Origin of the sequence: Nonomuraea maheshkhaliensis (assembly GCF_039529435.1) — a bacterium.
Classification (GTDB): Bacteria; Actinomycetota; Actinomycetes; order Streptosporangiales; family Streptosporangiaceae; genus Nonomuraea; species Nonomuraea maheshkhaliensis.
The window spans coordinates 26,981-51,653 of the sequence record NZ_BAAAMU010000056.1 but is presented as its reverse complement, the minus strand read 5'-3'; the positions used below and the strand labels follow the sequence as shown (position 1 = coordinate 51,653).

Below are 24,673 nucleotides of genomic sequence, written 5' to 3'. Positions count from 1 at the left end.
TTTCGTGTCTGTCAGGCGGACTCGCGCCGCACCAGATGGGTGTCGAGGATCACGACGGGCTGGCGCAGCTGCTCGCCGTTGATCCTGGCCACCAGGAGTTGCGCCATCTGACGGCCCATCGCCTCGGTCGGCTGGTGGACGGTGGTCAGCGGCGGGTCGGCGTGCAGCGCGGCCTTGGAGTCGTCGAACCCGATCACGGCGACGTCGCCGGGGATCGCCCGGCCCTGGGCCTTGAGCACGCGCATCGCGCCCAGCGCCATCGGGTCGGACGCGGCGAAGACCGCGTCGAGGTCGGGATGATCCCGCAGCAGCTCGGTCATCGCCGTGGCGCCGCTGTGCTCGGAGAAGTCGCCGTAGGCCACCAGCTCGGGCAGGCGGGAGGGCAGCAGCGCGTCGCGGTATCCGGCGAGCCGGTCGACGCCCACGCCCATGTCCTGCGACCCGGCGATCGTGGCGATGGCGGTGCGGCCGAGGCCCAGCAGGTGTTTGACCGCCTGCCGGGCCCCTGCCCTGTTGTCCATGTCCACGTAGCTGTAGGGGTCGAGGCCGACGGGCCGGCCGCCGAGCACGGTCGGCACGCCCATCGCCTCCAGCCGCCCCGGCAGCGGGTCGGCGCCGTGCAGCGACAGCAGCAGCACGCCGTCGACGTGCTGCCCCGTCAGATAGTGCTCCAGCCGCGCGTGCTCCTCAGGGGTGCGCGCCATCGCCAGGATGAGCTGCAAGCCGGTCTCGGCCAGCGCCGAGCCGATGCCGCGGATCGTGCCCGCGAAGTACGGCTCGTCGAAGACCCGGAACTGCGACTCGGACACCACCAGCGCCACGGTGTCCGTGCGGCGCGTGACCAGGGCCCGCGCCGCACGGTTGGGCACATAGCCCAGCTCGCTGATGGCCAGCTCGACGGCCTCGCGGGCCTTGGCGCTGACGTTCGGCGAGCCGTTGATGACTCTCGACACCGTGCCCCGGCCCACGCCGGCCCGGGCAGCGACTGCCTCAAGAGTCGGTCGGTTCATGTGGCCTATTCTGCCGGATGATCTCCGCGTACCAGAGCGCGCTGTCCTTGAGCAGACGTTCCTGCGTCTCGAAGTCCACGTGGACCAGGCCGAACCGCTTGCCGTAGCCCCAGGCCCACTCGAAGTTGTCCATCAACGACCAGGCGAAATAGCCCTCCAGGGGCACGCCCGCCTCGATCGCCTCCTTGCACGCGCCCAGGTGCGCCTCCACGTACGCGCGCCGCTCCCGGTCGTGGACCCGGCCGTCGGTGAGCACGTCGTCGAAGGCGGCGCCGTTCTCCGAGACCACCATCGCGATCGGCGGGTAGTCCCGCATCACCCGGGTGAGCACCTCCACCAGGCCGGCCTCGTCGATCTCCCAGCCCATCGCGGTGACCGGCCGGCCGCCGTCGACGAACGACACGTGCTCGCTGCCCACCCATGGGGAGGCCGAGTCCGTGGGGGCCGCCGCCGCCGACGCCTTGCCGCCCGGAGCCCCTGAGACGGTGAAGCGGCTGTAGTAGTTGACGAGCAGGACGTCGATCGGCGCGCCGATGGTCTTCATGTCGCCGGGCTGGATGAAGTCCTCCGGCTCCATCCGCAGGTCCGCCAGCACGTCCTCCGGATAACGCCCGGTCAGCAGGGCGTCGAGGAAGAACCGGTTCTGCAGCCCGTCGATGCGCCGGGCCGCGTCCAGGTCGCGCTCGCTGTCGGTCTCCGGGGTGACCGCGTACAGGTTCACGCAGCCGCCGACGCGGCGGGCGTTCATCGCCTGCACGGCCAGCCCGTGGGCCAGGTTGAGGTGGTGCGCGCCCCTGATCGCGTTCTGCGGCTCGCGCCTGCCCGGGGCGTGCTCCCCGGAGGCGTAGCCGAGAAACGCGGCGCACCACGGCTCGTTGACGGTGCTCCACGTGTGCACCCGGTCCTTCAGCGCCTCGTGCACGGCCGCCGCGTAGTCCGCGAACCGGTAGGCCGTGTCACGGTCCGGCCAGCCGCCCTGGTCCTCCAGCGCCTGGGGCAGGTCCCAGTGGTAGAGGGTGAGCCAGGGGTCGATGCCGTGCTCCAGCAGCTCGTCGGTGAGCCGCCGGTAGAAGTCCAGGCCCTTCTGGTTGATCGCGCCGGAGCCGGTCGGCTGGATCCGCGGCCACGACACCGAGAACCGGTAGGCGGTCAGCCCCAGCTCCGCCATGATCGCGACGTCTTCCGCGAACCGGTGGTAGTGATCCATGGCAACGTCACCATGATGGCCGTTCAGCACCCTGCCCGGCGTCTTGGTGAAGGTGTCCCAGATGGAGACGCCGCGCCCGTCCTCGGTGACGGCGCCCTCGATCTGGTACGCCGACGTCGCCGCGCCGAACGAGAAACCAGGAGGGAAGCACAGGTCGGAACGCGTCTGTTCCTCTTGAGTCGTCACGCCTTGACCGCACCTTCCATGAGTCCGCCGACGATCTGACGGCCGAATGCGACGAATACCGCGATGAGCGGGATGATGGACAGCGCCGTGCCCGCGAAGATCAACGTGTAGTTCGTGGAGAACCTGGCGTTGAGCGAGGTGATCGCGATCTGCACGGTCGGGTTGTCCGGGGTGAGCACGATCAGTGGCCACATGAAGTCGTTCCACATGAGCATGAACGTGTTGATGCCGAGCACGGCCATTCCTGGCCGCACGGCGGGCAGCACGACGTTCCACCAGATGCGCAGCGTGGCGGCGCCGTCCACCCGGGCGGCCTCGACCAGCTCCATCGGCACGGCCTGGCGCGTGTACTGCGTCATCAGGAACACGCCGAACCCGTTGAGCAGGTACGGCAGGATGACCGCCTTGAGCGTGCCCGTCCACTCCAGGCTCACCATGAGCCGGTAGAGCGGCACCACGCCCATCTGCTGCAGCGGCACCGCCATCGTCAGCAGCACCAGGACCAGCAGCAGGTTGCGGCCCCTGAAGTCGAGGTTGGCGAACGAGAAGCCCGCCAGCGTGGAGATGATCACCACGGAGACGGTGACGACGGTCGCCACGATGAACGAGTTCGTCAGCCCCAGCAGGAACTTGGCGTCCTCGTTGTTGAGCACCGCGACGATGTTCTCGCCGAGGTTGCCGCCCGGCAGGAACGGCGGCGGCACCGCCACCGCGTCGGCGTTGGTGCGCGAGGCGATGACCAGCATCCAGTACAGCGGGAACGCCGACAGGAAGACCGCCAGGGCCAGCATCACCCTGGTGAGGATGGTCGGTGACCAGTTGGTCATTTCGTGCCCCCGATCCTGCGCACGAACAGGAAGTTGATCGCCGCTCCGATGAGAATCAGCAGGAACAGCAGCCAGGCGGCGGCCGCGGCGTAGCCGTAGTCGAACTCGCGGAAGCCCTGCTTGACGATGAACATGGCCACCGTCTGGAACTGGCCCTGCGAGCCGCCGTCGACGTTGCCGTTGTAGAACGTGGTCGGCTCGGAGAACAGCGTCAGCCCGCCGATCGTCGAGTTGAGCACCACGAAGATCATGGTCGGACGCAGCATCGGCAGCGTGATCTGCCAGAACTGCCTGCGCCTGGACGCGCCGTCGATCGCGGCGGCCTCGTACAGGTCGCGCGGGATCGTCTGCATGCCGGCCAGGAAGATGATCGCGTTGTAGCCGGTCCAGCGCCAGTCGACCATGGTGGCGATGGCGATCCAGGACGGGACGCGCTCGGCCCGCCAGTTGGTGTTCTCCACGCCGAACGCGCCCAGGATCCAGTTGACCAGGCCCCAGTCGCGGGCGTACAGCTGCGTGAACACCACCGCGACCGCGACCACCGACGTGACGAGCGGCAGCAGCACGCTCATCCGGATCGCCAGGCGGAACCTGAAGCGCTTGTTCAGCGCGTTGGCCAGGAACAGCGCCAGCAACATCTGGGGGACGGTGGCGATGACGAACATGCCCACGGTGTTCACCACGGCACGCCAGAAGTCGTCGTCCGCCAGCAGCGCGGCGTAGTTGTCCAGCCCGGCCCACTCCGTGGTCCCGGCCAGGTCGTAGTCGTAGAGCGAGTAGTAGAGCGTGAAGGCCAGCGGGAACAGCCCGAAGGCGGCGAACAACAGGAAGTAGGGAGACACCAGGGCGTACGGCATCGCCTTGACGTCCATCTTGGAACGCCAGCGGCGGCCGGGCGGACGATCACGGTGATGAGGGTTCCGTGCCGCCCGCGTTAGGGTGTCGAGGCTCATACCAGACCTTTCAGCGGCGACATGCCCGGCCCGCTCGTGGCGGGCCGGGCGGGACGGTCATCAGCCCGCGGCCTTGACCGCGTCGTCGACCAGCTGCTGCCAGGCCTTGTCGTACGGGACGGAGCCGTCGTCCATGCCCTGGATGACCGACTCGATGGCGTTCTTGACCTGGGCGTGCTTCACGCCGAGGAAGACCGGCTGGAGGCTCGACGCCGACTTGGCGAAGATCTCACCGATGGGGGCGTTGTTGAAGAACTCGTTCTTGGCGCCCTGCACCGCCGGGTCCTGCTGCGCCTTCGTGTTGCTCGGCATGTTGCCGAAGTCGGTGAAGATGCTCGCTTCGGTCTGCGCCTGCGTCAGGTAGTCCGCGACCTGGGCGGCCTCCTTCGGGTGCTTCGACTGCTTCGGCACGGCCAGCCAGGAGCCGCCCCAGTTCCCGCCCCCGCCGGGCACGGAGGCCACGTCCCACTTGCCCGCGCCCGCGTCGCCCGCGTTGCCGCTGACCACGCCGAGCATCCAGGACGGGCAGCCGACCGTGGCGAACGCGCCCTTCTGGGTGCCCGCCGCCCACTCGTCGGTGAAGTTGCGCAGCTTGGCGGTCAGGCCCTGCTGGCTCATCTTCGAGGCGAAGTCGAAGCCCGCCTTCACCGCCGGGTTCTTGTCGACGATGAGGTTGTTGTCCTTGTCGAAGTAGGTGACGTTGCCGTTCTTGGCCGCCTCCTGATACAGGACCACCTGGTAGAGGGTGTTGGTCCCGTCAGCCCACTTGGTGTCCTTGACCTTCGCCTGGAACTGCTGGCCCACCTTCATGAACTCGTCCCACGTCGGCCACAGCGCGCCGACCTCCTCACGGTCCGTGGCCAGGCCGGCCTTCTTGAACAGGTCCGTGCGGTAGCAGATGCTCATGCCGCCGATGTCGGTGCCCAGGCCGAACAGCTTGCCGTCGGCGGCGACGCCGTTCTCCCACTTCCACGCGGGGAAGTCGGCCTTGCGCGACTCCAGGCCGAACTCCTTCAGGTCGGCCCACCATTCCGGGTGCGCCTTGGCCAGGCCCATGCCGCCCTCGTCGATGCCGACCACGTCACCGGCGCCGTTGCCCGCCTGCAGCCACTGGATCATCTGCGGCCAGTACTGCTGCTCGAACTGGTCGGTGAGGTGCTCTTCCTTGATCTGGATGTCCTTGTGCTCGGCGTTCCACTTCGTGATGGCGTTCTTGTAGCCGAAGTTGGTGCCGCCGCCGAAGGTCTGCACGCGGATCGTGACGGGCTCAGCGGCCGCCGACGAGGCTGGAGCGCTGGACTCCGGGGTGCTGCCGGAGCCGCAGGACGCGACGGTGAGCGCCGCCGCGGCCAGGGCCGAGGCCACGGCAAGACCGCCGCGACGCTTGCTGATCATCATGGTGGACCCCTTCTCGGGTGACTGGGTTGGGGGAGTGCACCGCGGTACCCCGCTCCGCCGCGGTGGGAGTCTTTGGGAGCGCTCCCACAAAGGGTGCACTTAGCGGCTCTGCCCGTCAATCCCGCGAAACGGAACCGTTACCAATGGGGCGGTTTAGCTGCTCTGAACGGGACTTGCGTGGCGAAACCTCACAAAGGCCCGTTTGGGAGCGCTCCCATCTCAAGAGGCACCATTCGTGTCACATCCAGGGCAATGTCACCCAGAGTGAGCCTCAGCCGCGTCGGCGAGTGGCGCCTGCGGCGAGGGGCGTCCGGGCGGGTGGCGTTCCAGGATCTAGGAGGTGACATCTCGGGAAGCGGCGGCAGCGGCGCGCCTCTCCAGCAGGGCCCGCTCACGCGCGTTACGGGTCATGCCCGCCGCCCGCTCGAACTCCGCCCGCGCCTCCGCCGTCCGCCCCAGCTTGACCAGCAGATCCCCGCGTACGCTCGGCAGCAGGTGGTAGTCCTTCAGCGCCGGCTCGTCCACGATCTGGTCGAGCAGCCCGAGTCCGACGGCCGGTCCGTACGCCATCGACAGCGCCACCGCCCGGTTGAGCTCGACGACGGGGGAGCGGGACAGGCGGGCCAGCGCCTCGTACAGGCTCGCGATGCGCACCCAGTCGGTCTCCTCGGGGGCGGTCGCCCGCGCATGACAGGCGGCGATGGCGGCCTGCAGCGTGTACGGCCCCAGCCCTGCGGTGGCTTCCCCGGCTCCGCCCGGCCCTGCGGTGGCTTCCCCGGCTCCGCCCGCTCCTCGACCCCTGCCCCGTGCCGCGCCGCCACCCGGACTTGGGGCGGCTTCTTCGGCTGTCGTAGCCGCCGCCTTGGACAACTCCTCGGCCCGGTCGAGCGCGGCCAGGCCGCGGTTGATGAGCAGCCGATCCCATTTCGCCCGGTTCTGCTCCAGCAGCAGGATCGGCTCGCCCGACGGACCCACGCGGGCCGCCGAGCGGGACGCCTGGATCTCCATGAGCGCGACCAGCCCGTGCACCTCGGGTTCTTTCGGCAGCAGTCCGGCCAGCACCCGTCCCAGCCGCAGCGCGTCCGCGCAGAGACCGGGCCGCATCCAGTCATCACCGGCCGTCGCCGAGTAGCCCTCGTTGAAGACGAGATAGATGACCTCCAACACGGAGGACAAACGGCCGGTCAGCTCAGCGCCCTGCGGCACCTCGAACGGGATCTTCCTGTCGGCGAGCGTGCGCTTGGCCCGGACGATGCGCTGCGCCACGGTCGCCTCCGGCACCAGGAACGCCCGCGCGATCTCGTCGGTGGTCAGCCCGCCGAGCACCCGCAGCGTCATCGCCACCCGCGCCTCCACCGACAGCGCCGGATGGCAGGCGGTGAAGACCAGCCGCAGCAGGTCGTCCTCGATCTCGTCGACCTCCGGCGGCTCCTCCTCCAGGTCGAGACGGTGGCCGAGTTCGACGAGGTTGCGCTGGAGCCGTTCGTTGCGACGGATCAGGTCGATGGCGCGCCGTTTGGAGACCGTCATCAGCCAGGCGCCCGGATTGCGCGGCACGCCGGACTCCGGCCACTGCTCCAGAGCAGCGACCAGCGCGTCCTGCGCCAGCTCCTCGGCCAGGCCGACATCGCGCACCAGCCCGGCGAGCCCGGCGATGAGCCGGGCCGCCTCGATCCGCCAGACCGCCTCGATGGCGCGGTGGGTGTCCGTAGCCGTCACCGGCCCATGAGACCAGCCCGCCCCGCACCCTCGCAACCCGCCTCAACGGTGCTCAACCGCCGACCCGGTCACCCGCAGCGGTCAGGCGCCCGACCGACCCACCCGTTCTGATCAGGATCAGGCGTCGGGGTGGCCCTGGCTCTGGTCCGCGCCGAGTCGTTCCCGCAGCGCCTCCTCACGCTCGCGCTCCTCGGCCGGCATCGAGTCGTCCGGTACGTCCGAGGCGTCGAACACCCGCCACACGTCCAGCCCGATCCCGTCGTGCCCCGGCGGCACCGGCACCCGCAGCGCCCACTCGATGGCCTCCTCCCGCGACTTGACCTGGATCAGCCAGAACCCGGCGATCAGCTCCTTGGCCTCCGCGAACGGCCCGTCGATCACACTCGCCTTGCCGCCGCTGTAGGCGATCTGCGCCCCCTGCGAGCTGGGGTAGAGACCCTCGGCCGCCAGCAGCACCCCCGCCTTGGCCAGAGACTCGTTGTAGGCGTGCATGTTGTCCACGAGCTCCTGGCTGGGCAGCTCCCCGGCCTCGGTCTCGGGACTGGCCTTGCCCACGATCATGAATTTCATCGGTCTTGTTCTCCTTCGCTCGTGACGGGCGGCCGCCCGGCGCCGCCTCCCATCAACGCGTCGAACGGCACACGGTCGGATCGACAACCCAGGCGAACATTTTCCCGCCACCCTCACTCCGCGACACCGCCCAGAACCTACGCGAACCCGGCCACCCAGTCAGCGGTGAAAGGTGTTGCACGCATATTCCAAGCTGACCACATCGGTTTGACCGATCCAGTGCCGCCGGGTTACGGTCACGTCCATGGCAGACCAATGCGGTCACATCGGATTGCAATGACGAGATACGCCAGGCTGCCGCCGCTGGCCGGGGCGCGTAATCTGCTGCCGTTCATGCTGCTCAGCGTGGGCGCGGCGACGCTCGGCCCGCTCAGCACGTTGCCCCTCGGCCTCCTCGTCTCCCACGGAGGCACGGCACCGCTGATCACACTGCTGCTCGTACTGCTCTCCCAAGAACTCTGCACGGCACTGCGCGAACCGGCCGGCCGCCCCGGGAAGCGCCTCGCTTGCCCACTTGGCGACAGACGAGGAGGCGCCCGCACCGCCACGCACCTCGTTCGCCCGTGACCGAAGCGTCCTCGCGCCGAAGGGAGTCACCTTCGCCTATCCCGGTGCCGAGACCCCGCTCCTGCGCGACCCCGACCTCCACATCCGCCCCGGTGAACGGCTGGCCGTCGCCGGCCGCAACGGCGCCGGCAAGACCACCCTGGCCAAGCTCCTCACCGGCCTCTACACCCCCACCACCGGCACCGCCACCACCCCCACCACCGCAGCGGCCGTCTTCCAGGACTTCATCCGCTACCCCCTGCCCCTGCGCGACAACGTCCGCCTGGGTCCCGACCGTACGGATGGCGGACCTGATCGTCGTGCTCGACGGCGGCCGGATCGTCCAGCAGGGCACCCACGCCGACCTCGTCACCCGCCCCGGCCCGTACGCGGACCTGCGCACCATCCAACGAGACGCGTTCACCTGAGTTCAGCGACCACGCCACCCGAAACCGGCGGCGACCGGCGCGATTCCCGGCCCTCGACCCACGAACGGACGGCCGAGAGGGTCACGGGACGCGACGCTCAGGCCAGCTCGTCGATGCCGATCTCCCGTAAGGTGCCGTCACCCTGAGGCCGGAAGAACCGCGGCTCGCCCATCCGCTCCCGGATCGCCATCAGCTCGGCCCGGCGCTCCTCGGGAGTCGGCCCGTCGGGGTCGACGACGTTGAACCCGAGCAGTGCCACATCCTCAGGATCGACATCCTCCGGATGGACGTCACCCTCGATGGTGAAGCCGAACAGCACGTGCAAGGCCACCTCACCGAGTTCGAGAGGATGGAACGGCAGCGCGTACGGCTCCGTGTCGCCCCAGGCGGGATCGGGCTCGACGGGATGCAGCCCCTCCCAGAACGGCAGCTCGAAGGGGAAGGGCTCGCCGATGTCCTCGATGACGCCGTGGCCGGGGGACAGGCTGAGAGACCGTACGAGCCGGCCGTCCTCCCACACCGCGAACGCCAGCCAGTCGACCACGCTGTGCATGGCATGCAGCACAAGCCTGCGGCCCCTGCTCGCCTCGACGAGGTGAGAGGGCAGAAGGGACGGATTGTCCAGCATGAAGCTGTCGGAGCAGATCAGCTCGACCCCGGGAAAGCTGGTCGCATAGGCGAGGTCTTCGGGAGGCCGCACGTCGTCCGAGAGATTGCCCGGCTCGGCGGGAGAGACGGCCCAGCCGGGAAAGGCCCGGTCGATCAGGGCGGCCGTCGCGGAGGCGTCGGGTCGGTGGAGAGTGCGGAGGAGCCCGGGCAGGTCGCCGTCGGAGTAGGCGATCAGGCTGGTTTTCGCTCCCATGCTGCGGGCTCCCGTGGCTGTGTCGCGGAGGGCTTCTGAGATCACGAAACTTAGCGGGCGCGACCGACAACTTCTCGAGGTCTCCGCTCGGCGTCGCCGCGCGGCGCGGTTGGAGCGATCGGGCCTGAACTGCTCTCCTGCCGGCAAGTGTCCGCAGAATGTCCGGTCGGCAACCTGGTGCGACGCATTTCAGCCGCAGAGAATAAGTGCCCCCGACCTGCGACATGTCAAATCGGGTCGGATCGAGACCGCTGGAGATCGATGTGGCGATATCCGTGCTGGACATGTCGGTATCGGTCGACGGTTATGTCGCAGGCCCGAACGACGGACCGGGCAACCCGGGAGGGGATGGATTCATCCTGCACGATTGGTCCCTCACTCCGGCCGGTGACTTCCGTAGGTCCGGATCCGCCGGGAAGCTGATGGACGAGATCCTTGAGGCTGGGGCGGTCGTGTCGGGACGGCGTACCGCCGAACAGGTCGATCACTGGGGCGGCGTTCATCATGGTGATGGTGTCCCGGTCTTCGTGCTCAGCCATCGGCGGCCCGGCCCGTCGGTCGCAAAATATCCGTTGATCTCGTACGTGAACGACGGGATCGAAAGCGCGATGGCACAGGCCAAGGCCGCCGCCGGAGACCGGCACGTGCACGTGATCGGCGCCTATACGGCACAGCGCGCACTGGAGGCCGGCGTACTGGACGAAATACGCATCCATCAGGTGCCGGTCCTGTACGGAGGGGGCGTACGGCTGTTCGAGGTGCTGCCGTCGCGGGTGACGCTGGAGATAATCCGGGTGATCGACACGCTGGAAGCGACCCACATCCGTTACCGCGTCCGCCGCTGACTCAGGCGTCGATCGAAGCGGCCACGCCTGGCGCTGCGGGTGCGGCGTCCCGGAGCTGGGCCGGGTGCCCCGGAGAGGATGCGGGTGTTGCGATGCCGGCCTTCAAGAGGATCTCATCGTGGGCCGAAAGATCAGTCGGCTGGTTTTGTAACCATGAGCGCCCGGCTCGCTCCAGGCGGCACGGTCGCTGCCAGCTGGGCGGGAAAATGTGTGGGCCGATCGCACGGTGTGTATCGGCAGATCGTGCCGGCGAAGAGCAGGCGCTGATCGCCAACATAAGTGCGGAAGCGAGGATCCGTCTTTGCATCTCGTCTATCGTCCGTCTTCAAATTATAGTGAAAACGTCCCGCGAATCATGCTTGTGAAGGCTAGGAATCAATACGCCGCGCCCCGCCCCATGTGGAGATCGCCGAAGAACTGAGCGGTCAGGAGCCGCTGCTAATCAGACGCCGGCCGGTGGTCCGGCGGTCAAGCTGCGCAATTCGCGAGCCGCCTCCGGCGCGCGGCCTTGCTCCGGCATCGCGTCGAGGATCCGGCCGAGCGTGCGGCGCCGGATCGTGCTGACAGGCCACGCCCGGGCGGTGGTCACGGCCTGGGCGAGTGTTCCCGGCGCCTGGGTGTGGTGGGCGAAGCCGTGCTCCCCCGCGGGGCGACTCGGCGGGATCGACGGCGTCAGGGCGGCGAGGCGTCCAAGCCCATCTCCTCGTTGGTGGGGTTGGTGGAAACTCGCGTCCCAACATCCACCCCCTTGGATGCGCTCCCCGAATTCTCTCACCATGGCACTGCGCTTCCTGCCGGAAACGCGAAACTCCTGGACGGTGCGTAAGCCCTGATCAGAAAGGCCGCCGCAGTGAATTCCGGCATAGCCCTCAATTCGGCCGACGCAATTGAGTTCGCCGGGTGGTGTCCGCAATGAGCCTCATTGATCGGGACCCGACCTTCGCCCGACGAGACGCCGTGATCGGGACATGGCTGGAGCTGGACTTGCGTGATCGTCAACTCGCCGTGTCGCGGCTCAGCTTTCCCCAGTGGGCGATCTCCTACGCCGTCGCTCAGGCCGGCCCTCCGCGCCCGGCGTCATCGCACCACCCACTCGAGGGAGACACCTTCCGTGACCGCGAAGAGCGCAGACGAGAGGCCGGCCGCGGTCGGGCCTCCGCATCTGCGGATCAGTCTGTGGGGCATCGGGCTCCACGGCGGCGTGTCCGCTCTGTGGAAGGCCTCGACGGCCAGCACCACCAGGACCATGGGGCGGCGTCGTGAATGACGTCCTGATGGGGCTGTATCCGGTCGTCCTCATCTTCGGTGCGAAGCCGGTGATCGACTTGCTGGAGCGCGCCTGCGAGCCCCGAACCGCAGACCAGGACCACCCTCGGCTAGCGTCGATAACCGCACGTATGCCACCCGTCAGCGGCCGACCGGAAGACCACCATGACCGATGCTCTGCAAGACGCGTTCCCCGACCGGCCGTTGCGGATCGGGACGCGTAGCTCGCCCATGGCGCTGCACCAGGCCGGCGGCGTACGCGACCGCATCCAGAAGCGCGTGCCCGGCCTCGACGTCGAGATCGTGCCCATGACCACCACGGCCGACCTCTGGCCCGGCGACCTGTCCGAGCTGGGCGGCAAGGGCCTTTACACGAAGGAGATCGACCGGGCTCTCATGGCCGGCCGGGTGGACATCGCCGTGCACTGCATGAAGGACGTGCCCGGCGACGTGCCGATCCCGCCCGGTCTCGCGTTCGGCGCCTACCTGGAGCGTGACGACGTGCACGACGTGCTCGTCACCCGCGACGGCACGCCCCTCGACAAGCTGCCCGCGGGCTCCGTCATCGGCACCAGCAGCGTGCGCCGCCGCGCGCAGCTCCACATGGTCCGCCCCGACCTGCGCGCGGAGCGCATCCGCGGCAACGTCAACAGCCGCCTCGGCAAGCTCGACAACGATCACACGTACGCCGGGCTCATCCTGGCCCGCGCCGGTCTGCGGCGGATCGGTGCCACGGGACGGCACGTCGAGGTCCTTCCGGTGGAGTTCGATCCAGCGGACGAGGGCGTCGTGTCCATGGTGCCCGCGGTGGGCGCCGCGGTGATCGGCATCCAGGCGCGGCAGGCGGACGTCCCGATCATGCGGCTGCTCGACGAGCTCAACCACCCGGCGACGGCCGCGCACATCCTGGCCGAGCGGACGATGCTGCACCTGCTGCGCGGCCACTGCAACAGCCCGATCGCCGGGTACGCCTCGACGGCGGAGGACGGCCTCATGAGCTTGTCCGGGATGGTGTTCGACCGTGACGGCTTCACGTTCGTCAGGACCCACATGCGGGGTGACCCCGCGGATCCCGCCACGCTCGGCTCCCGCGTCGCCTCCGACCTGCTCCACCAGGGCGCTCGCGACCTGATCACGGCGACCCGCAAATGAGCACCTGACTCACGATGACCGCCGGGAAGTGACCGCCTGGATGTCAGCGCGCCCGAGCCCTTCGGCGTGCCCATGCGATTCCTGCCAGTACGACCGCCCCGGCCAACGCGGCGATCACCATGACACCGGTCCTGTCGGGAGCGGGCGGGGATGCGGCTTCGACCCGGACAGGGGTCCCGAGGGCGGTGATCAGTTCGGGGGTGAGCGGTCTCATGCCCTGGGTGCGGTCGGAGAGTCGCAGCGGCTGGTCGCCGGTGGGCAGACGTCTGTTGCCCGAGCACAGGCTCGTGCTCAGCTCTGAGCCTCGGGAACGGGCGAACACCAGATAGCGAGCGCCTTCCACGAACTTGTACCCGCAGGCCGGCCCCTCCGCCTTGGTGATGACCTTGAACTCGGCGGTCGGCGTGCCCTTGTAGACGTGGTCGGCACGGAGGCTGGCGGTGACGGAGCCGCCGTTCAGCACCGGTTCGTCCACACGGACGTCCGTGACGGTAGCGGAGAAGACGGCCGTCGCTCCGCTGACCTGTTGCCGGGGCTTGGGGATCGCACACGAGCAGCCCGAAGCGGCGGTCGCCGGACCGGCGGTGACCAGGAACAGGGCCGTCGCCATGGAGAAGGCCGCGAGCACACGCATCATCATGCCCTGATGACGTACGGCGGACGTGATCGGTTCGACCGGTCCTATCCGGGTCTGGCCTGTCCGGTGCCGCGGCGTCCCCATGCACCATCTTCGGGATGATGTGCGCTGGGAGCGACCGACTGTGGAGGAGTCCTGTTGAGCGAGACGGTGCCGGTGATCTCCGGTGACGCGATGTTCTGGGCCTATGACGTGGCGCTCGCGGTTCTCTTCATCGAAGCGGCCCGAGCCGGGGCGGAGGAGCCGGTGGATCTCCGGCCCTCGTGGTGGCCGGAGTTGGAGCAGGATCTCCGCACACACGCGTTGGCCGGCAGCAGTTCCGCGGTCCTACTGGACGGTTTCAGCGAGGGCCAGCGGCAGGCGCTCTTGCGCTGCGTCGTGGAGGCGGCTCGACGGATCGAGGCTCGCGGTGGCGTGGACCGGGCCGAGGTCTCGAACTGGCCCGAGTTGGAAGCCGGCTTCCTGCGTGGTGCGGAGCACATCGGCGCGGCTCCGATTGTCGAGCTGGCAGGGGCTCTGGTCGATCTGGTTGCCGGCGCCCTTCCTCCCGCTCCGGCCGGGCGGCATTGGTACTACGGAACGCCAGTAGGAAGGATCCTGCAGGGCGATTAGGGGCTGTCTCCCAGCTAAACGCCGGCACATGGTCACAGGAACCGCGGTCGGCTAATCTCGCCGGGCCCCAGCGGGCCAGATCACCCGTACGGGCACCTCTCGCCGCCGCGCCTCTGACGTTGGATCCGCTTACCACCTGTCGTGTCACGGAGGCGATGTCTCATCAAACAAGCGGATCGTGGAGAAGGCGAGCAAAGCTGGCCAGGAAGTTCAAGGCTTTCAGGACCAGCGGCGGAGGCCCTGCGGGAGCCCGAGCTTGGCTTGTCACCGGCGACCGCTGCGCTGCCGCGCATGGACCAAGCGGCCATGATCGAGACCTGGCGTCACCTCCTGGACCTTGCCAAGTCCTGGGTGCTGTTCGCCCACGGTACCTGCGTGATCTTGATGGAGCCGGCGGCGGATCTCCAGCAGCAGGCGACCTCCCTTCTGCGGGAGTACGGTCCCGTTCGCCCAGGCACACCGGCCGGAGACTTCAACATCACCGACCTCGACGACGCGCCCGGCTGGGTCGTGACCGGCCACCACCCCGATATTCTCACCTACGTCGATCCCAGTGAACTGGAGAACCACGACGACTTCACGGTCGGCCTCTTCGGCCGCGGCAAGCGTGACCGGGACGGGCACGATCTGGCCGTCATCCACGTCGAAGACAAACGCGCCCAGTGCGGCAGACCGCCTGTTCACCAGTGACAACGTGTTCGTCCCCTGGTGTGGGTCGTGCGCGATCTATCAGGTCAGCCACTGCCTCGCGTCGGTGGGTGCATTGGTGGCCCCGACTTCTACTGACGACACCTGGACCCGTCCGGTAGTCAGGGCAGGTGGTTTGTGGCGAGCGGAGCGAGCGGGGGGTCGGGGGATCGAAAGGGGGCGGGCGCCCCCTCGGGGAGTGCTGTCTGGAACCTCGTGGCGCGAAGCGCCCCCGTGTGGAAGGCCTTGCAGTTGCCCCCGAAGCCCCCGCGCGGGCGTCGTACCTCCGGAAAGGCGCGAGCGCGCGCCCCTCGTGGGGCGCGCGCTCGGGTGGGCGGGTTTGTCAGGCGGCGTATTCCGGGTAGCCGTAGCCGACGACCTGCGACTTCGGACGGACGCGCTCCTCGACCCGGCCGTTGCCGGTGTTGCCTTCGATCGTGGAGATGGTGCCGTTCTGGTTGTCCTTCACGACGAAGCCGACGTGCTGGATGTCGCTGAGGGACTTGCTGCCCTTCCAGGAGAAGAAGACCACGGCGCCGGGCTTGGCGACGTCGCCGAAGCGGTGGTTGGCCCGGAACCACTTGGCGTGGGCGACGGTGTAGGCGTCCCAGCCGACCTGCGGGCGGGCACCGGTCTGCTCGCCGACCCAGGAGACGAACATCGCGCACCAGGCGGCGTTCAGGTACGCGTTGCGGTTGCCGCCGTCGCGGGCGATGGTCTCGGCGGCGCGCTTCGAGTTGGCGTACCACTGCTGGTACTTGGTGCCGCCGCCGGCGGCGTTCTCGGAGGTGCCGATCTGGGCCTTGGCCAGGGACAGGACCTGGTCGGCCGTGACGTTGACCTTGGTCTCTTCGCTCCTGTCACCGGCCTTGTGGGCGGCGGTGGCGGAGTCCGGGTGCCTGGCGGCGGTGGCCGCGGCTACTCCGGTCGCGGTGTCGGCGTTGGCCGCGAGAGGGGCGCCGAGGGCGGAGGCCAGGATGGCTCCGCCCAGGAGGGCGCGGGTGATGCCGGTTTTGGGCGCAGCGGTAAGACGGTACTTGGCCATCGAGGGGGTTGCTCCTTGCTTCCATGCCGCTTACCGGGTTAGCTGACGGGTTCGGGCGTGGAAGCTGCCCTACGGCACCGGAGTGCCGATTCACCCCAAGGACATGGGTCCCCGGTTCCGTACGAAGACGGATTCAGCGGTCACAGGACGATCCTGTGATCTTTCGTGCGATGGTCAGACATAGCCGGACAAACCGGGCGTATGCCTCAAGATGCCTCATAAGGTAATACATGAGGCAAGAGGATTACAAATCCATAAAAGCGCAGTCAGGTGAGTTGTCTGCGCGCGTCGGCCAGAAGTCCCATCATGGCAAGGGATTCATCAAGCGGCATGATCGACGATTCGGTCCTGCCTTCGGCCGTGGCGGCGCGGACTTCGCGAAGCTCCCCGGCGTATCCGTTGTCCGCCGGATCGAGAACGTGCTCTTCCGGCTCCATGGAGGGCCCGGTGAGGAGGATCCGCTTCGGCGCCCAGAACGGCGCCGGGATGTCCGCCCGCATCTGAGTACCCACAACACTGGCCATGTTCGGGTAATTCCCCAGCAACGAGGCCGCCACGAGAGCGTGCCGTCCGCCGGGGTAGAGCAACGTGCCGGCCGCCTCCGCGTCCACTCCGGTCGGGGCCAGGGAGCCGGTGAAGCTGAGGCCCGAGGGCGTGCCGAGGAGCAGCTGAGCCAGGCTGAACGGGTAGATCCCCAGGTCGAGCAGGGCGCCGCCGCCCAGCTCCTGCGCCCACAGGCGATGCGCGGGATCGTACGGGGCGGCGAAGCCGAAGGTGGCCTGCACCGAGCGGAGCTCGCCGAAGCGCGGATCGGCCGCGATCTGCTGGATGAGGGGGTTGAACCGCATCCACATCGCTTCCATCAGGAACACGCCCGCCTCGCGCGCCAGCCGCACCATCTTCTCGGCGTCGTCCACGGTGGCCGCCAGCGGCTTCTCACAGAGCACGGCCTTGCCGGCGGCGATGGCGGCCTCGGCCACCTGGAGGTGCTGGGCGTGCGGGGTGGCCACGTAGACGGCGTCGATCGCCGGATCGGCGCACAGCCGCTCGTAGGAGCCGTAGGCCGACTCCGCCTCCAGCGTCGAGGCCAGAGCCTGCGCTCTGGCCAGGTCTCGTGAGCCGACGGCGCCCACCCGCATGCCCGGTTCGGCGGCTATGGCCGCCCCCACCGTACGCGCGATGCCGCCGGTCGCCGCTATTCCCCAGGTGAATTCTCGCACGCCGCAGATCGTACAGGAAAGGTAAAAATATGGTTATGTGGGGATAAATCGGGCCAGCTCTGAAAGCCCCCCAAGCCTCTCCCGTCACAAAGCGGTGAACCGCCAGTCATGTCACGTTGAACGTGTCAGGATCCGGCCCGATGCGCTGCCCCCTGTTCATCGCCCCGATGGCCGCCATCGTCTCCGGGTCGAGAATGAAGTCGAAGACGTCGATGTTCTCCTTGATCCGCGCCGGAGTGACCGACTTCGGGATGACCACGTTCCCGAGCTGCAGGTGCCAGCGCAGCACGATCTGCGCGGGCGTCCTGCCGCACTTGTCCGACAGCACCGTCAGCGCCGGGTCGGTGAGCAGCCCTTTGCCCTGCCCGAGCGGGCTCCACGCCTCGGTGAGGATGCCGTTGGCCTCGTGGAAGGCGCGCAGCTCCCGCTGCTGCAGGTACGGGTGCAGCTCGATCTGGTTGATGGCCGGCGTGATGTCGGTCTCGTCCATGAGCCGGGTGAGCGTGGCGACGGTGAAGTTCGACACGCCGATGGCCCTGACGCGCCCGTCGCGGTAGATCCGCTCCAGAGCCTTCCACGCCTGGACGTACTTGTCCTGCCGCGGCACCGGCCAGTGGATGAGGTAGAGGTCGATGTGGTCGAGCCCCAGCCGGGTCAGGCTCTCGTCGAAGGCGGCCTCGGCGCGGTCGTGGTCGCCGTTCCACAGCTTGGTGGTGACGAACACCTTCTCGCGCGGCAGCCCGCTCGCGCGGACGGCCCGGCCCACTCCTTCCTCGTTGCCGTAGGCGGCGGCCGTGTCGATGTGGCGGTAGCCGGTCTGGAGCGCGATGGCGACCGCCTGCTCGGCCTCGTCGGCCGGCACCTGGAAGACGCCGTACCCGAGCTGCGGGATCTGCACGCCGTCCGTGTTGAGCAAGAGCGAGTTCATACTCTCCATTGTTCATACCGCGTTCCTGCGGGCTTAAGCCGGTGGGGTTACCTTGAAGCGGTCGTGAACGGCCCATCACCCCGCTGGGAGGGCAAGGAGTGGTCGAACAGGCGTCGGCCTGGGTGGAGTCCCCGCTCCAGATGCTGTGCGCCGTCGAGGCCCACCACGCCGGGCTGCTCGGCCCCGCGACGGCCGTCGTGCCCCGCGCGGGCCTGCGGCCGCTGAAGGCCACGCGGCGTGAGCTGCGCGCGATGGGGCTGCCCGACGGCCTCGAACTGGCCGAGCCGCGCGAGCGCATGCCGAGACGCGTGCAGGCGGTCGGGGACGCCTTCTCCGGACGGGTGCAACTGCGCTGGCTCACCTCCGGCCCTGGCCGCATCGTCATCGTGGACGACGGCCTGGCCACACTGCGGCTGCTGGAGCTGCTGGCGGCGGGCCCGCACCGGCCGCTGCTGCGCGCCCGCGCCCGTTCCACGAAAGCGCGCGCCCTGCTCGGGCTGGCCGCCGCGGTGCGGCTGCGGCTGAGCGAGGTGGCGGTGTTCACCGCCCTGCCCGTGGACGACCGGCTCGAAGCGGCCGTCCGCCGCGCCGGCGTCGATCTCGTACGCCACGACTTCGCCTGGCTGCGCGCCCAGCCGCCGAGCGCCGAAGGACCGGCCGAGCGCACGGTCGTGCTCGGCACCTCGCTGGTCCGCAACGGCCTCGTGCACCGCGACCACTACCTGCGCTGGCTGACCGACCTGGCCACCCGCGAGCCCCTGGCCTACTACCCGCACCGCCGCGAGGACCCCGTGGACGTCGCGCTGATCCGGGAGCGCCCCGGCATCACCGTCCACGACGCCGGCGCGCCGGCCGAGCTGACGCTGCGCGGCCTGGACCCCGGCCAGCGCGTGCTCAGCCTGCCCTCGACCGCGATCACCTCGCTGCGGGTGCTGCTCAGCCCGCGCGGCGTCGCCGTCGAGCCCGTGGACGTACCCGATGACTGGTGGACCAGCAGGGCGGCACCCGCCCTGCGCTCGCATTTGACAGGAGTGTCCGGTTGAGAGTGCTGGCGGTCGCCGACTCCGACTCGTATCTGAAATGGGCGGCCTGCCTGCTCGGTGACCTGCCCGAGGGCTGCGTGACGGAGCTGGTCGTGGTGCGCACGCCGATCGCGCCGTCGCCCGAGCAGATCGCCGCGGCCGTGCGCGGTACGCGGGGCGAAGGGCGGAGCGGCAGGCAGGGAGGCGGGCCGGACGAGGGGCCGGACGAGGGGCCGGACGAGGGGCAGGACGGCGGGCGGCCGCCGGTGTTGTCGGCGCGCTCCGTGCGGCGGCTGGCCGAGCGCACCAAGCCCGACGTGATCCTCGTCGCCTGTACGGGCCCGGTGGTGGACGTGCTGGTGGCCGAGGTGCTCGCCGGGCTGCGCCCGCGGCCGGTGTTCGTCAGCGGCCTGCCCGGCATCTCGGTGCCCGCCACCGAGAAGGCGTGGCTGTTCCGCAGCGGCTGCGACCTGTTCGTGGTGCACAGCGAGCGGGAGGTGACCGAGTTCGCCGCGATCGCCGGCCGGCTCGGCGGGGGAGGGGTGGTGGGGCTGGCCCGGCTGCCGTTCCTGCGCCCCGAGGCGGGCATGGGCAGCGGGAACCGGGTGGTCTTCGCCACCCAGGCCAAGGTGCCGCGCGAGCGGGAGCGGCGCGAGCGGATCCTGCTGTCGCTGGCCGAGCTGGCCGAACACCGGCCCGACCTCGACGTGGTGGTCAAGCTGCGCGCGCTGGAGGGCGAGCGGCAGACGCACAACGAGCGCCACCACTACCAGCGGCTGTGGCGGGAGATGGGCGAGCCGGGCCGGCTGACGTTCGCCGCCGGGTCCATGCAGGAGCAGCTGGAACGGGCGGCCGGGTTCGTCACGGTGAGCTCGACGGCGGCGCTGGAGGCCATCGCCATGGGGGTGCCGTCGCTGGTGCTGCGCGACTTCGGCGTGAGCGCCGAGATGATCAACCTGGTGTTCGAGGGCAGCGACCTGCTGGGCACGATGGAGGAGCTGGCCAAGGGCGACTTCCGCACGGCCTCGCCCGCCTGGTGCGCGGCCAACTACTTCCATCCGGCCGAGCGCGACTCCTGGACGGGGCTGCTGGCCGGGCTGGTCGCCGGGCCGCGGACGCCCGCCAGGTCGCTGCTCGACGGCCCCGGGCACGCGGCGGCCCGGCGCCGGGCCCGGCTCCGGGTGGAGGTGCCCCCGAAGATGTTGCGGGCCGGCTACCGGGCCAAGCGCCGGATGCGCCGCTACCTCAGATCGCTGACCTGAGCTTCCTGCGGATCCTGGTGAACGCGCTGGGCCTGGCCGCGTCGGCGAGGCCCAGCACCTCCAGCCGCCTGCGCTTGAAGTAGCGCGGATCGAACGCGATGTCGTCGGGCCGCAGCTCGGGGTAGGCGTCGGCCTGCATGCAGTAGCCCACCGCGCGCAACAGTGCCGGCAGGTCCGGCTCGGGCGGCCGCTCGATGTGGCCCTCGGCCGACAGCCTGGGCAGCAGGGCGTCCACGATGGTGGCCGGGATCCGGTTGCTGTTCTCGTACGGGGTCAGCCGCCGCAGCACCGTTTCGGTTCCGTACGAGGCCACCGGCAGCCCGAAGTAGCGCCAGGCCGTCACCATCCCGGTCGAGAAGCAGCCCACGACCAGCTCGGGCCGCAGCGCCGAGAAGCACACCTCGGCCGGCACGCTCTCCGGGACCACCGTCAGCCGCACGTCCAGCGGTTTAGCGGCGGCCCGCAGCAACTGGGCGTGGCGGCGGCCGGCGGCCGGGTGCGGCTTGAACACGACGTCGGTGTGGCCGCGCGCGACCAGGGCCTTGAGCATGGTCTCGTGCAGGCCGGCCTCCTCCTCGGGCGTGAGGAGGTCCAGCGCCGACAGGTACTGTCCGAGGATCATCGCCGAGCCGGACATGCCGGATATTTCCGAAATTTCCGACACTTCGCGTACGACTGCCAGGAAGCGCTCGCCGGGCAGGACCTCGGGGGCGACGCCGTACTCGCTGAGCAGCAGCGGTTCGAGCCCCGGCACCAGGTCCAGGTGGATCAGCCGGTCGATGCGCCGGAAGATCTCGGCGGGCAGCGGGTCGCGGGTCGGGCCGTAGCTCATCAGCCCGTCGGAGTAGACCGAGATCGGGCAGTCGCGCACCAGCCCCGCGATCGTCCGCGCGGGCGGCACCGCGATCGACTCCAGCACCAGCTCCTCGACGCCGTCGAGCCCCCAGTGGGAGCGGATCAGCCGCTCCGTCATCGGCACCTCGATCACCCGCGCCCGCCAGTCCGAGGGGTGCAGCGGCGCGATGAGCTCGTTCCAGGAACGCACCTCGTCGAAGCGCGAGCGCAGCGCGGCGAAGCCGGGCGCCTGGTCGGCCGGCGTGGCCACCTCGGGGACGGCCGCGTTGTTCGACACGATCAGGACCCGCCGGCCCGTGCCGAACCGGCCGTCGTCGATGGCGGCCGCCAGCGACATCACCCCGAACAGCGTCGAAGCGTAGAAGACCTTCACGACGTCTCCTCCCGGTCACGGCGGACCCGGACGTGCGGGCTGGGGGGCAGATCGGGCACCAGGGCGCGCAGCGCGGCCTCGCGCTCGACGGACATCCTCGCCACCGACTCCGCCACCAGCTCAGGCGGCAGCGCCCGCACCATCTGCGCGCCGCGCTCCTCGAAGCGGGCGCGCAGGGCGGGCGTGAAACGGCCGGCGAGCTCCAGGTGATGGGCGAGCAGGGCGCAGAAGTTGCGCGCCGCCTTGGGCAGGAACTCCGGCTCCAGGTCCTTGAAGACCAGCTCGAACGCGTCGAAGAAGTGCAGCTGGCGCTCGTCGCCCACCTGCGTCAGCGACCCGGACACCATGCGCCGGTAGAACACCCCGGCCAGCGACACCACCGCGAACGTGGCGGCCTCCCGGTGCAGCCGCCAGATCCACGGCCGGTCCTCCGCGGTGTGCAGCGAGCCGGGGAAGTGCAGCAGGTCGCCCAGGGAGCGCCGGTAGACACCCGCCCACGCGTACGGGTAGTCGACCATGGTCCGCACCCCGGCGGGCAGGATGGCGGCGCGAGGGTCGAGCACCGCGCCCCGCCGCGCCTGCGGGGCACGGTGCACGACCCGTTTACGGCCCTCGACCTGCACGTGGTCGGTGCGGACGAAGTCGCAGCCGAGCCCGTCGATCGCCTCGACGAGCCGTTCCAGGTAGCCGGGGGCGAGCCAGTCGTCGCCGTCCATGAACGTGACGTACCGGCCGGTCGCGGCCGCCAGGCCCGTGTTCCGCGCGTCGGCCAGCCCCACCGGGGCGGGGTTGCGCAGCACGGTCAGCCCGGGCAGGTCACCGGCGAAGTCGTCGATGATGTCGCCCGTGGCGTCGGCGGACCCGTCGTTCACGACGATGAACTCGAAGCCGGGGCGCGCGTTGCGGGACAGCGAGGTGAGCGCGTCGGCGATGAAACGCTCGCCGTCCCGCACGGGCACGACGACCGAGAGGGTGATCAAGGGGGATTTCTCCTGAGGGGTGACGGGATCAGACGGTCACCCGGCGCAGGCGGGCCTTGGGGGCCTCCTCGCCGGGGAAGACGCGCTTGACGCCGTCGCCCATGGCCTGCTCGATGATGCGGATGTCGCGGACGAGGTGCTCAAGCCCCGACGGCTCCAGCGAGGCGGCGTGGTCGGAGCCCCACATGGTGCGGTCGAGGGTGATGTGCCGCTCCACGCAGACGGCGCCGAGCGTGACGGCCGCCAGGGAGATCTGCAGCCCGCGCTCGTGCCCGGAGTAGCCGACGGGCACGCCGTAGCGCTCCTTCAGCGTGGTGATCGTGCGCAGGTTCGCCTCCTCGGGAGGCAGCGGGTACGTGGACGTCGCGTGCATCATGATCAGCCGCTCGGTGCCCAGGATCTCCACGGCCGCGTCGATCTCCGAGAGCGTGGACATGCCGGTCGACAGGATGAGCGGCTTGCCGGTGGCGGCCAGCGCGCGCAGCAGTTCGTGGTCGGAAACGCTCGCCGAGGCCACCTTGTGCACCAGGACGCCCATGTCCTCCAGGAACGCGACCGACGGCACGTCCCACGGCGAGGCGAACCAGTGCAGCCCGCGCTCGCGGCAGTGCTCGGCGATCTGGCTGTACTCCGCGCGCCCGAACTCGGTGCGCTCCTTGTACTCCAGGTACGTCATCTCGCCCCACGGCGTCTGCCTGATCTGCCCCTTCTGCTCCTCGGGCACGCAGATCGCGGGAGTGCGCTTCTGGAACTTGACCGCCTGGCAGCCGGCCTCGGCCGCCACGTCGATCAGCCGCCTGGCCAGCTCGACGTCGCCGTTGTGGTTGATGCCGATCTCACCGATGACGTAGACGGGCTCGCCGTCGCCGACCCGGACGTCGCCGATCGCCACCGGCCCGAACTGCGGCCGGGTCCGCGCCGCGGCGGCCGGCGGCTCGGGGCGGGCGGCCACCACGCGGTCGCACAGCTCGCGCACCGCGCCGTCGCCGCCGGGCCTGGTCAGCACCACCCTGGCCGCGGCCCGCACCCGCGGGTGGGCGTCGGGCGTGGCCACCGGCCAGCCGACCTCGCTCATCGGGCCCAGGTCGTTGACGTCGTTGCCGACGTAGGCCACGCGGGCCGGGTCGAGCCCCTCGATGGACAGCCAGTCACGCAGCACGGTGCGCTTGTCGGCCAGCCCCTGCAGCACGGGGACGCCGAGCTTGCGGGCGCGGGCGGCCACCACCGGGTTCTGCTCGGTGGACATGACCAGCACCTTCACCCCGGAACGGCGCAGCAGCGACACGCCCATCCCGTCGGAGCGGCTGACCAGCACCATCTCGCGGCCCTCAGAGTCGATGTAGGCGCGGTCGTCGGTGTGCACGCCGTCGAAGTCGGTGATGACGGCGTCCACGTCGATCGGCTCCGGCGCGTCCACGAAGGGGGCCAGCGCGCGGACGAGCTCCAGGTCCTCCGGGTTGTCGATCTCGATGGCGTGCTGCGCCGGCACGGGCTGCACGGCGACCGAGCCGAAGAAGCGGTGCCCGTGCTCGCGCAGGCCGGCGGTGCGCATCACGTAGAAGGCGCCGTTCTCGCGGAACTCCGGCTCGCGGTCCTGCCTGCGCGGCCTGACGGCCGGGTCGTGGTTGACGCCCGCGCCGCCCGCCGTCCAGAGGAACTCGTGCGTGGGCAGCCCGGACACGACCGAGTCGGCCTCGCCGCCGAGCACCTTGCGCACCGCCGCCGACAGGTCGGCCGGGTCGATGAACGCGCTGGTGCACTGCACGAGCACGACGACCTCGGGGTCCTCGCCGAGGGTGTCGAGCGCGTGCAGCAGCGCGGACTCGCTGGAGGCGGTGGCGCCGCTCAGCTCGGCGGGGCGCTCCACGACCAGCGCGCCCGCCTCGCGGGCGGTCTCGGCGATCCCGTCGTGATCGGTGCTGACCACGACCTCGTCGATCAGCTCGGCGCGCCGGCACGCTCGCACCGCCCGGGTGACCAGCGGAACGCCCCCGACCAGGGCGAGGTTCTTCAGGGGTACGCCCGCCGAACCTCCGCGGGCGGGAACTACGGCCAGGACTCGCAAGGTGTCTCCTCAGTGCAT

Annotated in this window: 23 protein-coding genes, 1 pseudogene and 1 riboswitch; of the genes and pseudogenes, 9 read left to right on the top strand and 15 right to left on the bottom strand. The window is 69.8% G+C overall.

Annotated features, from left to right (window positions below; translation table 11 throughout):
- Positions 1-11: 11 nt before the first annotated feature.
- The 7 genes from ABFX54_RS31675 to ABFX54_RS31645 all read right to left on the bottom strand — a co-directional run bounded on the left by ABFX54_RS31675 (position 12) and on the right by ABFX54_RS31645 (position 7,870).
- Positions 12-1,010 (bottom strand): LacI family DNA-binding transcriptional regulator, encoded by a 999-nt coding sequence (locus tag ABFX54_RS31675; protein WP_346110238.1) that lies wholly within the window; start codon positions 1,008-1,010, stop codon positions 12-14.
- Complete coding sequence (locus ABFX54_RS31670) at positions 991-2,403, bottom strand: GH1 family beta-glucosidase (protein WP_346110237.1); 1,413 nt, start codon at positions 2,401-2,403, stop codon at positions 991-993. The genes ABFX54_RS31675 and ABFX54_RS31670 overlap by 20 nt, the downstream gene beginning before the upstream one ends.
- The gene (locus tag ABFX54_RS31665) at positions 2,400-3,230 is read right to left on the bottom strand and encodes a carbohydrate ABC transporter permease (RefSeq protein WP_346110236.1); all 831 of its coding nucleotides are present in this window, start codon (positions 3,228-3,230) and stop codon (positions 2,400-2,402) included. The genes ABFX54_RS31670 and ABFX54_RS31665 overlap by 4 nt, the downstream gene beginning before the upstream one ends.
- Positions 3,227-4,183: a carbohydrate ABC transporter permease gene (locus ABFX54_RS31660; protein ID WP_428834597.1), complete on the bottom strand. Its 957-nt coding sequence runs from the start codon at positions 4,181-4,183 to the stop codon at positions 3,227-3,229. The genes ABFX54_RS31665 and ABFX54_RS31660 overlap by 4 nt, the downstream gene beginning before the upstream one ends.
- 60 nt (positions 4,184-4,243) lie before the next feature.
- Positions 4,244-5,581, bottom strand: coding sequence for an ABC transporter substrate-binding protein (locus tag ABFX54_RS31655; RefSeq protein ID WP_346110234.1), 1,338 nt, complete (start codon positions 5,579-5,581; stop codon positions 4,244-4,246).
- Positions 5,582-5,914: 333 nt separating this feature from the next.
- Positions 5,915-7,300 (bottom strand): RNA polymerase sigma factor, encoded by a 1,386-nt coding sequence (locus tag ABFX54_RS31650; RefSeq protein WP_346110233.1) that lies wholly within the window; start codon positions 7,298-7,300, stop codon positions 5,915-5,917.
- A 117-nt stretch (positions 7,301-7,417) separates the two neighbouring features.
- The gene (locus tag ABFX54_RS31645; RefSeq protein WP_346110232.1) at positions 7,418-7,870 is read right to left on the bottom strand and encodes a YciI family protein; all 453 of its coding nucleotides are present in this window, start codon (positions 7,868-7,870) and stop codon (positions 7,418-7,420) included.
- A gap of 276 nt (positions 7,871-8,146) precedes the next feature.
- Here ABFX54_RS31645 and ABFX54_RS31640 point away from each other — a divergent pair, with 276 nt between their 5' ends.
- The 3 genes and pseudogenes from ABFX54_RS31640 (at position 8,147) to ABFX54_RS31635 (ending at position 8,844) form a co-directional block, all read left to right on the top strand.
- Positions 8,147-8,437: a hypothetical protein gene (locus tag ABFX54_RS31640; protein WP_346110231.1), complete on the top strand. Its 291-nt coding sequence runs from the start codon at positions 8,147-8,149 to the stop codon at positions 8,435-8,437.
- Positions 8,385-8,615, top strand: a pseudogene (locus ABFX54_RS57115) (ATP-binding cassette domain-containing protein); the annotation flags it as partial. The gene ABFX54_RS31640 and the pseudogene ABFX54_RS57115, both read left to right, overlap by 53 nt.
- Before the next feature lie 103 nt (positions 8,616-8,718).
- Entirely contained in the window at positions 8,719-8,844 is a 126-nt protein-coding gene (locus ABFX54_RS31635; RefSeq protein WP_346110230.1) for a hypothetical protein, read from the top strand.
- Between the two features lie 97 nt (positions 8,845-8,941).
- Here the strand turns inward: ABFX54_RS31635 and ABFX54_RS31630 are convergent, their stop codons facing one another.
- Positions 8,942-9,706, bottom strand: a complete 765-nt coding sequence (locus ABFX54_RS31630; RefSeq protein WP_346110229.1) for a DUF6928 family protein — start codon at positions 9,704-9,706, stop codon at positions 8,942-8,944.
- A 224-nt stretch (positions 9,707-9,930) separates the two neighbouring features.
- Here ABFX54_RS31630 and ABFX54_RS31625 point away from each other — a divergent pair, with 224 nt between their 5' ends.
- Positions 9,931-10,551: a dihydrofolate reductase family protein gene (locus ABFX54_RS31625; protein WP_346110228.1), complete on the top strand. Its 621-nt coding sequence runs from the start codon at positions 9,931-9,933 to the stop codon at positions 10,549-10,551.
- 1,431 nt (positions 10,552-11,982) lie between these two features.
- Entirely contained in the window at positions 11,983-12,969 is a 987-nt protein-coding gene (gene hemC, locus ABFX54_RS31620) for a hydroxymethylbilane synthase (protein ID WP_346110227.1), read from the top strand.
- A 43-nt stretch (positions 12,970-13,012) separates the two neighbouring features.
- On the opposite strand, the gene ABFX54_RS31615 is transcribed toward hemC, so the two are convergent.
- The gene (locus ABFX54_RS31615) at positions 13,013-13,609 is read right to left on the bottom strand and encodes a hypothetical protein (RefSeq protein WP_346110226.1); all 597 of its coding nucleotides are present in this window, start codon (positions 13,607-13,609) and stop codon (positions 13,013-13,015) included.
- A gap of 135 nt (positions 13,610-13,744) precedes the next feature.
- Between ABFX54_RS31615 and ABFX54_RS31610 the strand changes: the two genes are divergently transcribed.
- Both ABFX54_RS31610 and ABFX54_RS31605 read left to right on the top strand, forming a co-directional pair.
- Positions 13,745-14,218 (top strand): hypothetical protein, encoded by a 474-nt coding sequence (locus tag ABFX54_RS31610; protein ID WP_346110225.1) that lies wholly within the window; start codon positions 13,745-13,747, stop codon positions 14,216-14,218.
- A 306-nt stretch (positions 14,219-14,524) separates the two neighbouring features.
- On the top strand, positions 14,525-14,908 hold the full coding sequence (locus ABFX54_RS31605) for a hypothetical protein (protein WP_346110224.1): 384 nt from the start codon (positions 14,525-14,527) through the stop codon (positions 14,906-14,908).
- Positions 14,909-15,248: 340 nt separating this feature from the next.
- Here the strand turns inward: ABFX54_RS31605 and ABFX54_RS31600 are convergent, their stop codons facing one another.
- The 3 genes from ABFX54_RS31600 to ABFX54_RS31590 all read right to left on the bottom strand — a co-directional run bounded on the left by ABFX54_RS31600 (position 15,249) and on the right by ABFX54_RS31590 (position 18,098).
- Entirely contained in the window at positions 15,249-15,950 is a 702-nt protein-coding gene (locus ABFX54_RS31600) for a CHAP domain-containing protein (RefSeq protein WP_346110223.1), read from the bottom strand.
- Between the two features lie 12 nt (positions 15,951-15,962).
- Positions 15,963-16,099, bottom strand: a riboswitch (cyclic di-AMP (ydaO/yuaA leader).
- Between the two features lie 117 nt (positions 16,100-16,216).
- Positions 16,217-17,170: a Gfo/Idh/MocA family protein gene (locus ABFX54_RS31595; protein WP_346110222.1), complete on the bottom strand. Its 954-nt coding sequence runs from the start codon at positions 17,168-17,170 to the stop codon at positions 16,217-16,219.
- A gap of 106 nt (positions 17,171-17,276) precedes the next feature.
- Positions 17,277-18,098, bottom strand: a complete 822-nt coding sequence (locus ABFX54_RS31590; protein WP_346110221.1) for an aldo/keto reductase — start codon at positions 18,096-18,098, stop codon at positions 17,277-17,279.
- A 98-nt stretch (positions 18,099-18,196) separates the two neighbouring features.
- On the opposite strand from ABFX54_RS31590, the gene ABFX54_RS31585 reads away from it, so the two are divergent.
- Both ABFX54_RS31585 and ABFX54_RS31580 read left to right on the top strand, forming a co-directional pair.
- Positions 18,197-19,141, top strand: coding sequence for a hypothetical protein (locus tag ABFX54_RS31585; protein WP_346110220.1), 945 nt, complete (start codon positions 18,197-18,199; stop codon positions 19,139-19,141).
- 2 nt (positions 19,142-19,143) lie between these two features.
- A complete protein-coding gene (locus ABFX54_RS31580; protein ID WP_346110256.1) occupies positions 19,144-20,382 on the top strand; it encodes a DUF6716 putative glycosyltransferase in 1,239 nt (412 codons plus the stop codon).
- Here ABFX54_RS31580 and ABFX54_RS31575 read toward each other — a convergent pair.
- Genes ABFX54_RS31575 through ABFX54_RS31565 form a run of 3 tightly spaced genes read right to left on the bottom strand, consistent with a single transcriptional unit; the run spans position 20,366 to position 24,655 of the window.
- Positions 20,366-21,610 (bottom strand): alpha-2,8-polysialyltransferase family protein, encoded by a 1,245-nt coding sequence (locus ABFX54_RS31575; protein WP_346110219.1) that lies wholly within the window; start codon positions 21,608-21,610, stop codon positions 20,366-20,368. The genes ABFX54_RS31580 and ABFX54_RS31575 overlap by 17 nt on opposite strands.
- Entirely contained in the window at positions 21,607-22,590 is a 984-nt protein-coding gene (locus tag ABFX54_RS31570) for a glycosyltransferase family 2 protein (RefSeq protein WP_346110218.1), read from the bottom strand. The genes ABFX54_RS31575 and ABFX54_RS31570 overlap by 4 nt, the downstream gene beginning before the upstream one ends.
- A 28-nt stretch (positions 22,591-22,618) precedes the next feature.
- Positions 22,619-24,655 (bottom strand): N-acetylneuraminate synthase family protein, encoded by a 2,037-nt coding sequence (locus tag ABFX54_RS31565; RefSeq protein ID WP_346110217.1) that lies wholly within the window; start codon positions 24,653-24,655, stop codon positions 22,619-22,621.
- Positions 24,656-24,673 lie beyond the last annotated feature (18 nt).

Excerpts from the sequence above, each read along its gene's own strand:
- ABFX54_RS31655 (WP_346110234.1), bottom strand. The coding sequence starts at position 5,581 with ATGATGATCAGCAAGCGTCGCGGCGGTCTTGCCGTGGCCTCGGCCCTG.
- ABFX54_RS31615 (WP_346110226.1), bottom strand. The coding sequence starts at position 13,609 with ATGATGATGCGTGTGCTCGCGGCCTTCTCCATGGCGACGGCCCTGTTC.
- ABFX54_RS31675 (WP_346110238.1), bottom strand. The coding sequence starts at position 1,010 with ATGAACCGACCGACTCTTGAGGCAGTCGCTGCCCGGGCCGGCGTGGGC.
- ABFX54_RS31645 (WP_346110232.1), bottom strand. The coding sequence starts at position 7,870 with ATGAAATTCATGATCGTGGGCAAGGCCAGTCCCGAGACCGAGGCCGGG.
- ABFX54_RS31665 (WP_346110236.1), bottom strand. The coding sequence starts at position 3,230 with ATGACCAACTGGTCACCGACCATCCTCACCAGGGTGATGCTGGCCCTG.
- ABFX54_RS31640 (WP_346110231.1), top strand. The coding sequence starts at position 8,147 with ATGACGAGATACGCCAGGCTGCCGCCGCTGGCCGGGGCGCGTAATCTG.
- ABFX54_RS31635 (WP_346110230.1), top strand. The coding sequence starts at position 8,719 with ATGGCGGACCTGATCGTCGTGCTCGACGGCGGCCGGATCGTCCAGCAG.
- ABFX54_RS31625 (WP_346110228.1), top strand. The coding sequence starts at position 9,931 with ATGTCAAATCGGGTCGGATCGAGACCGCTGGAGATCGATGTGGCGATA.
- ABFX54_RS31660 (WP_428834597.1), bottom strand. The coding sequence starts at position 4,183 with ATGAGCCTCGACACCCTAACGCGGGCGGCACGGAACCCTCATCACCGT.
- ABFX54_RS31600 (WP_346110223.1), bottom strand. The coding sequence starts at position 15,950 with ATGGCCAAGTACCGTCTTACCGCTGCGCCCAAAACCGGCATCACCCGC.
- hemC (WP_346110227.1), top strand. The coding sequence starts at position 11,983 with ATGACCGATGCTCTGCAAGACGCGTTCCCCGACCGGCCGTTGCGGATC.
- ABFX54_RS31590 (WP_346110221.1), bottom strand. The coding sequence starts at position 18,098 with ATGAACTCGCTCTTGCTCAACACGGACGGCGTGCAGATCCCGCAGCTC.
- ABFX54_RS31630 (WP_346110229.1), bottom strand. The coding sequence starts at position 9,706 with ATGGGAGCGAAAACCAGCCTGATCGCCTACTCCGACGGCGACCTGCCC.
- ABFX54_RS31605 (WP_346110224.1), top strand. The coding sequence starts at position 14,525 with ATGATCGAGACCTGGCGTCACCTCCTGGACCTTGCCAAGTCCTGGGTG.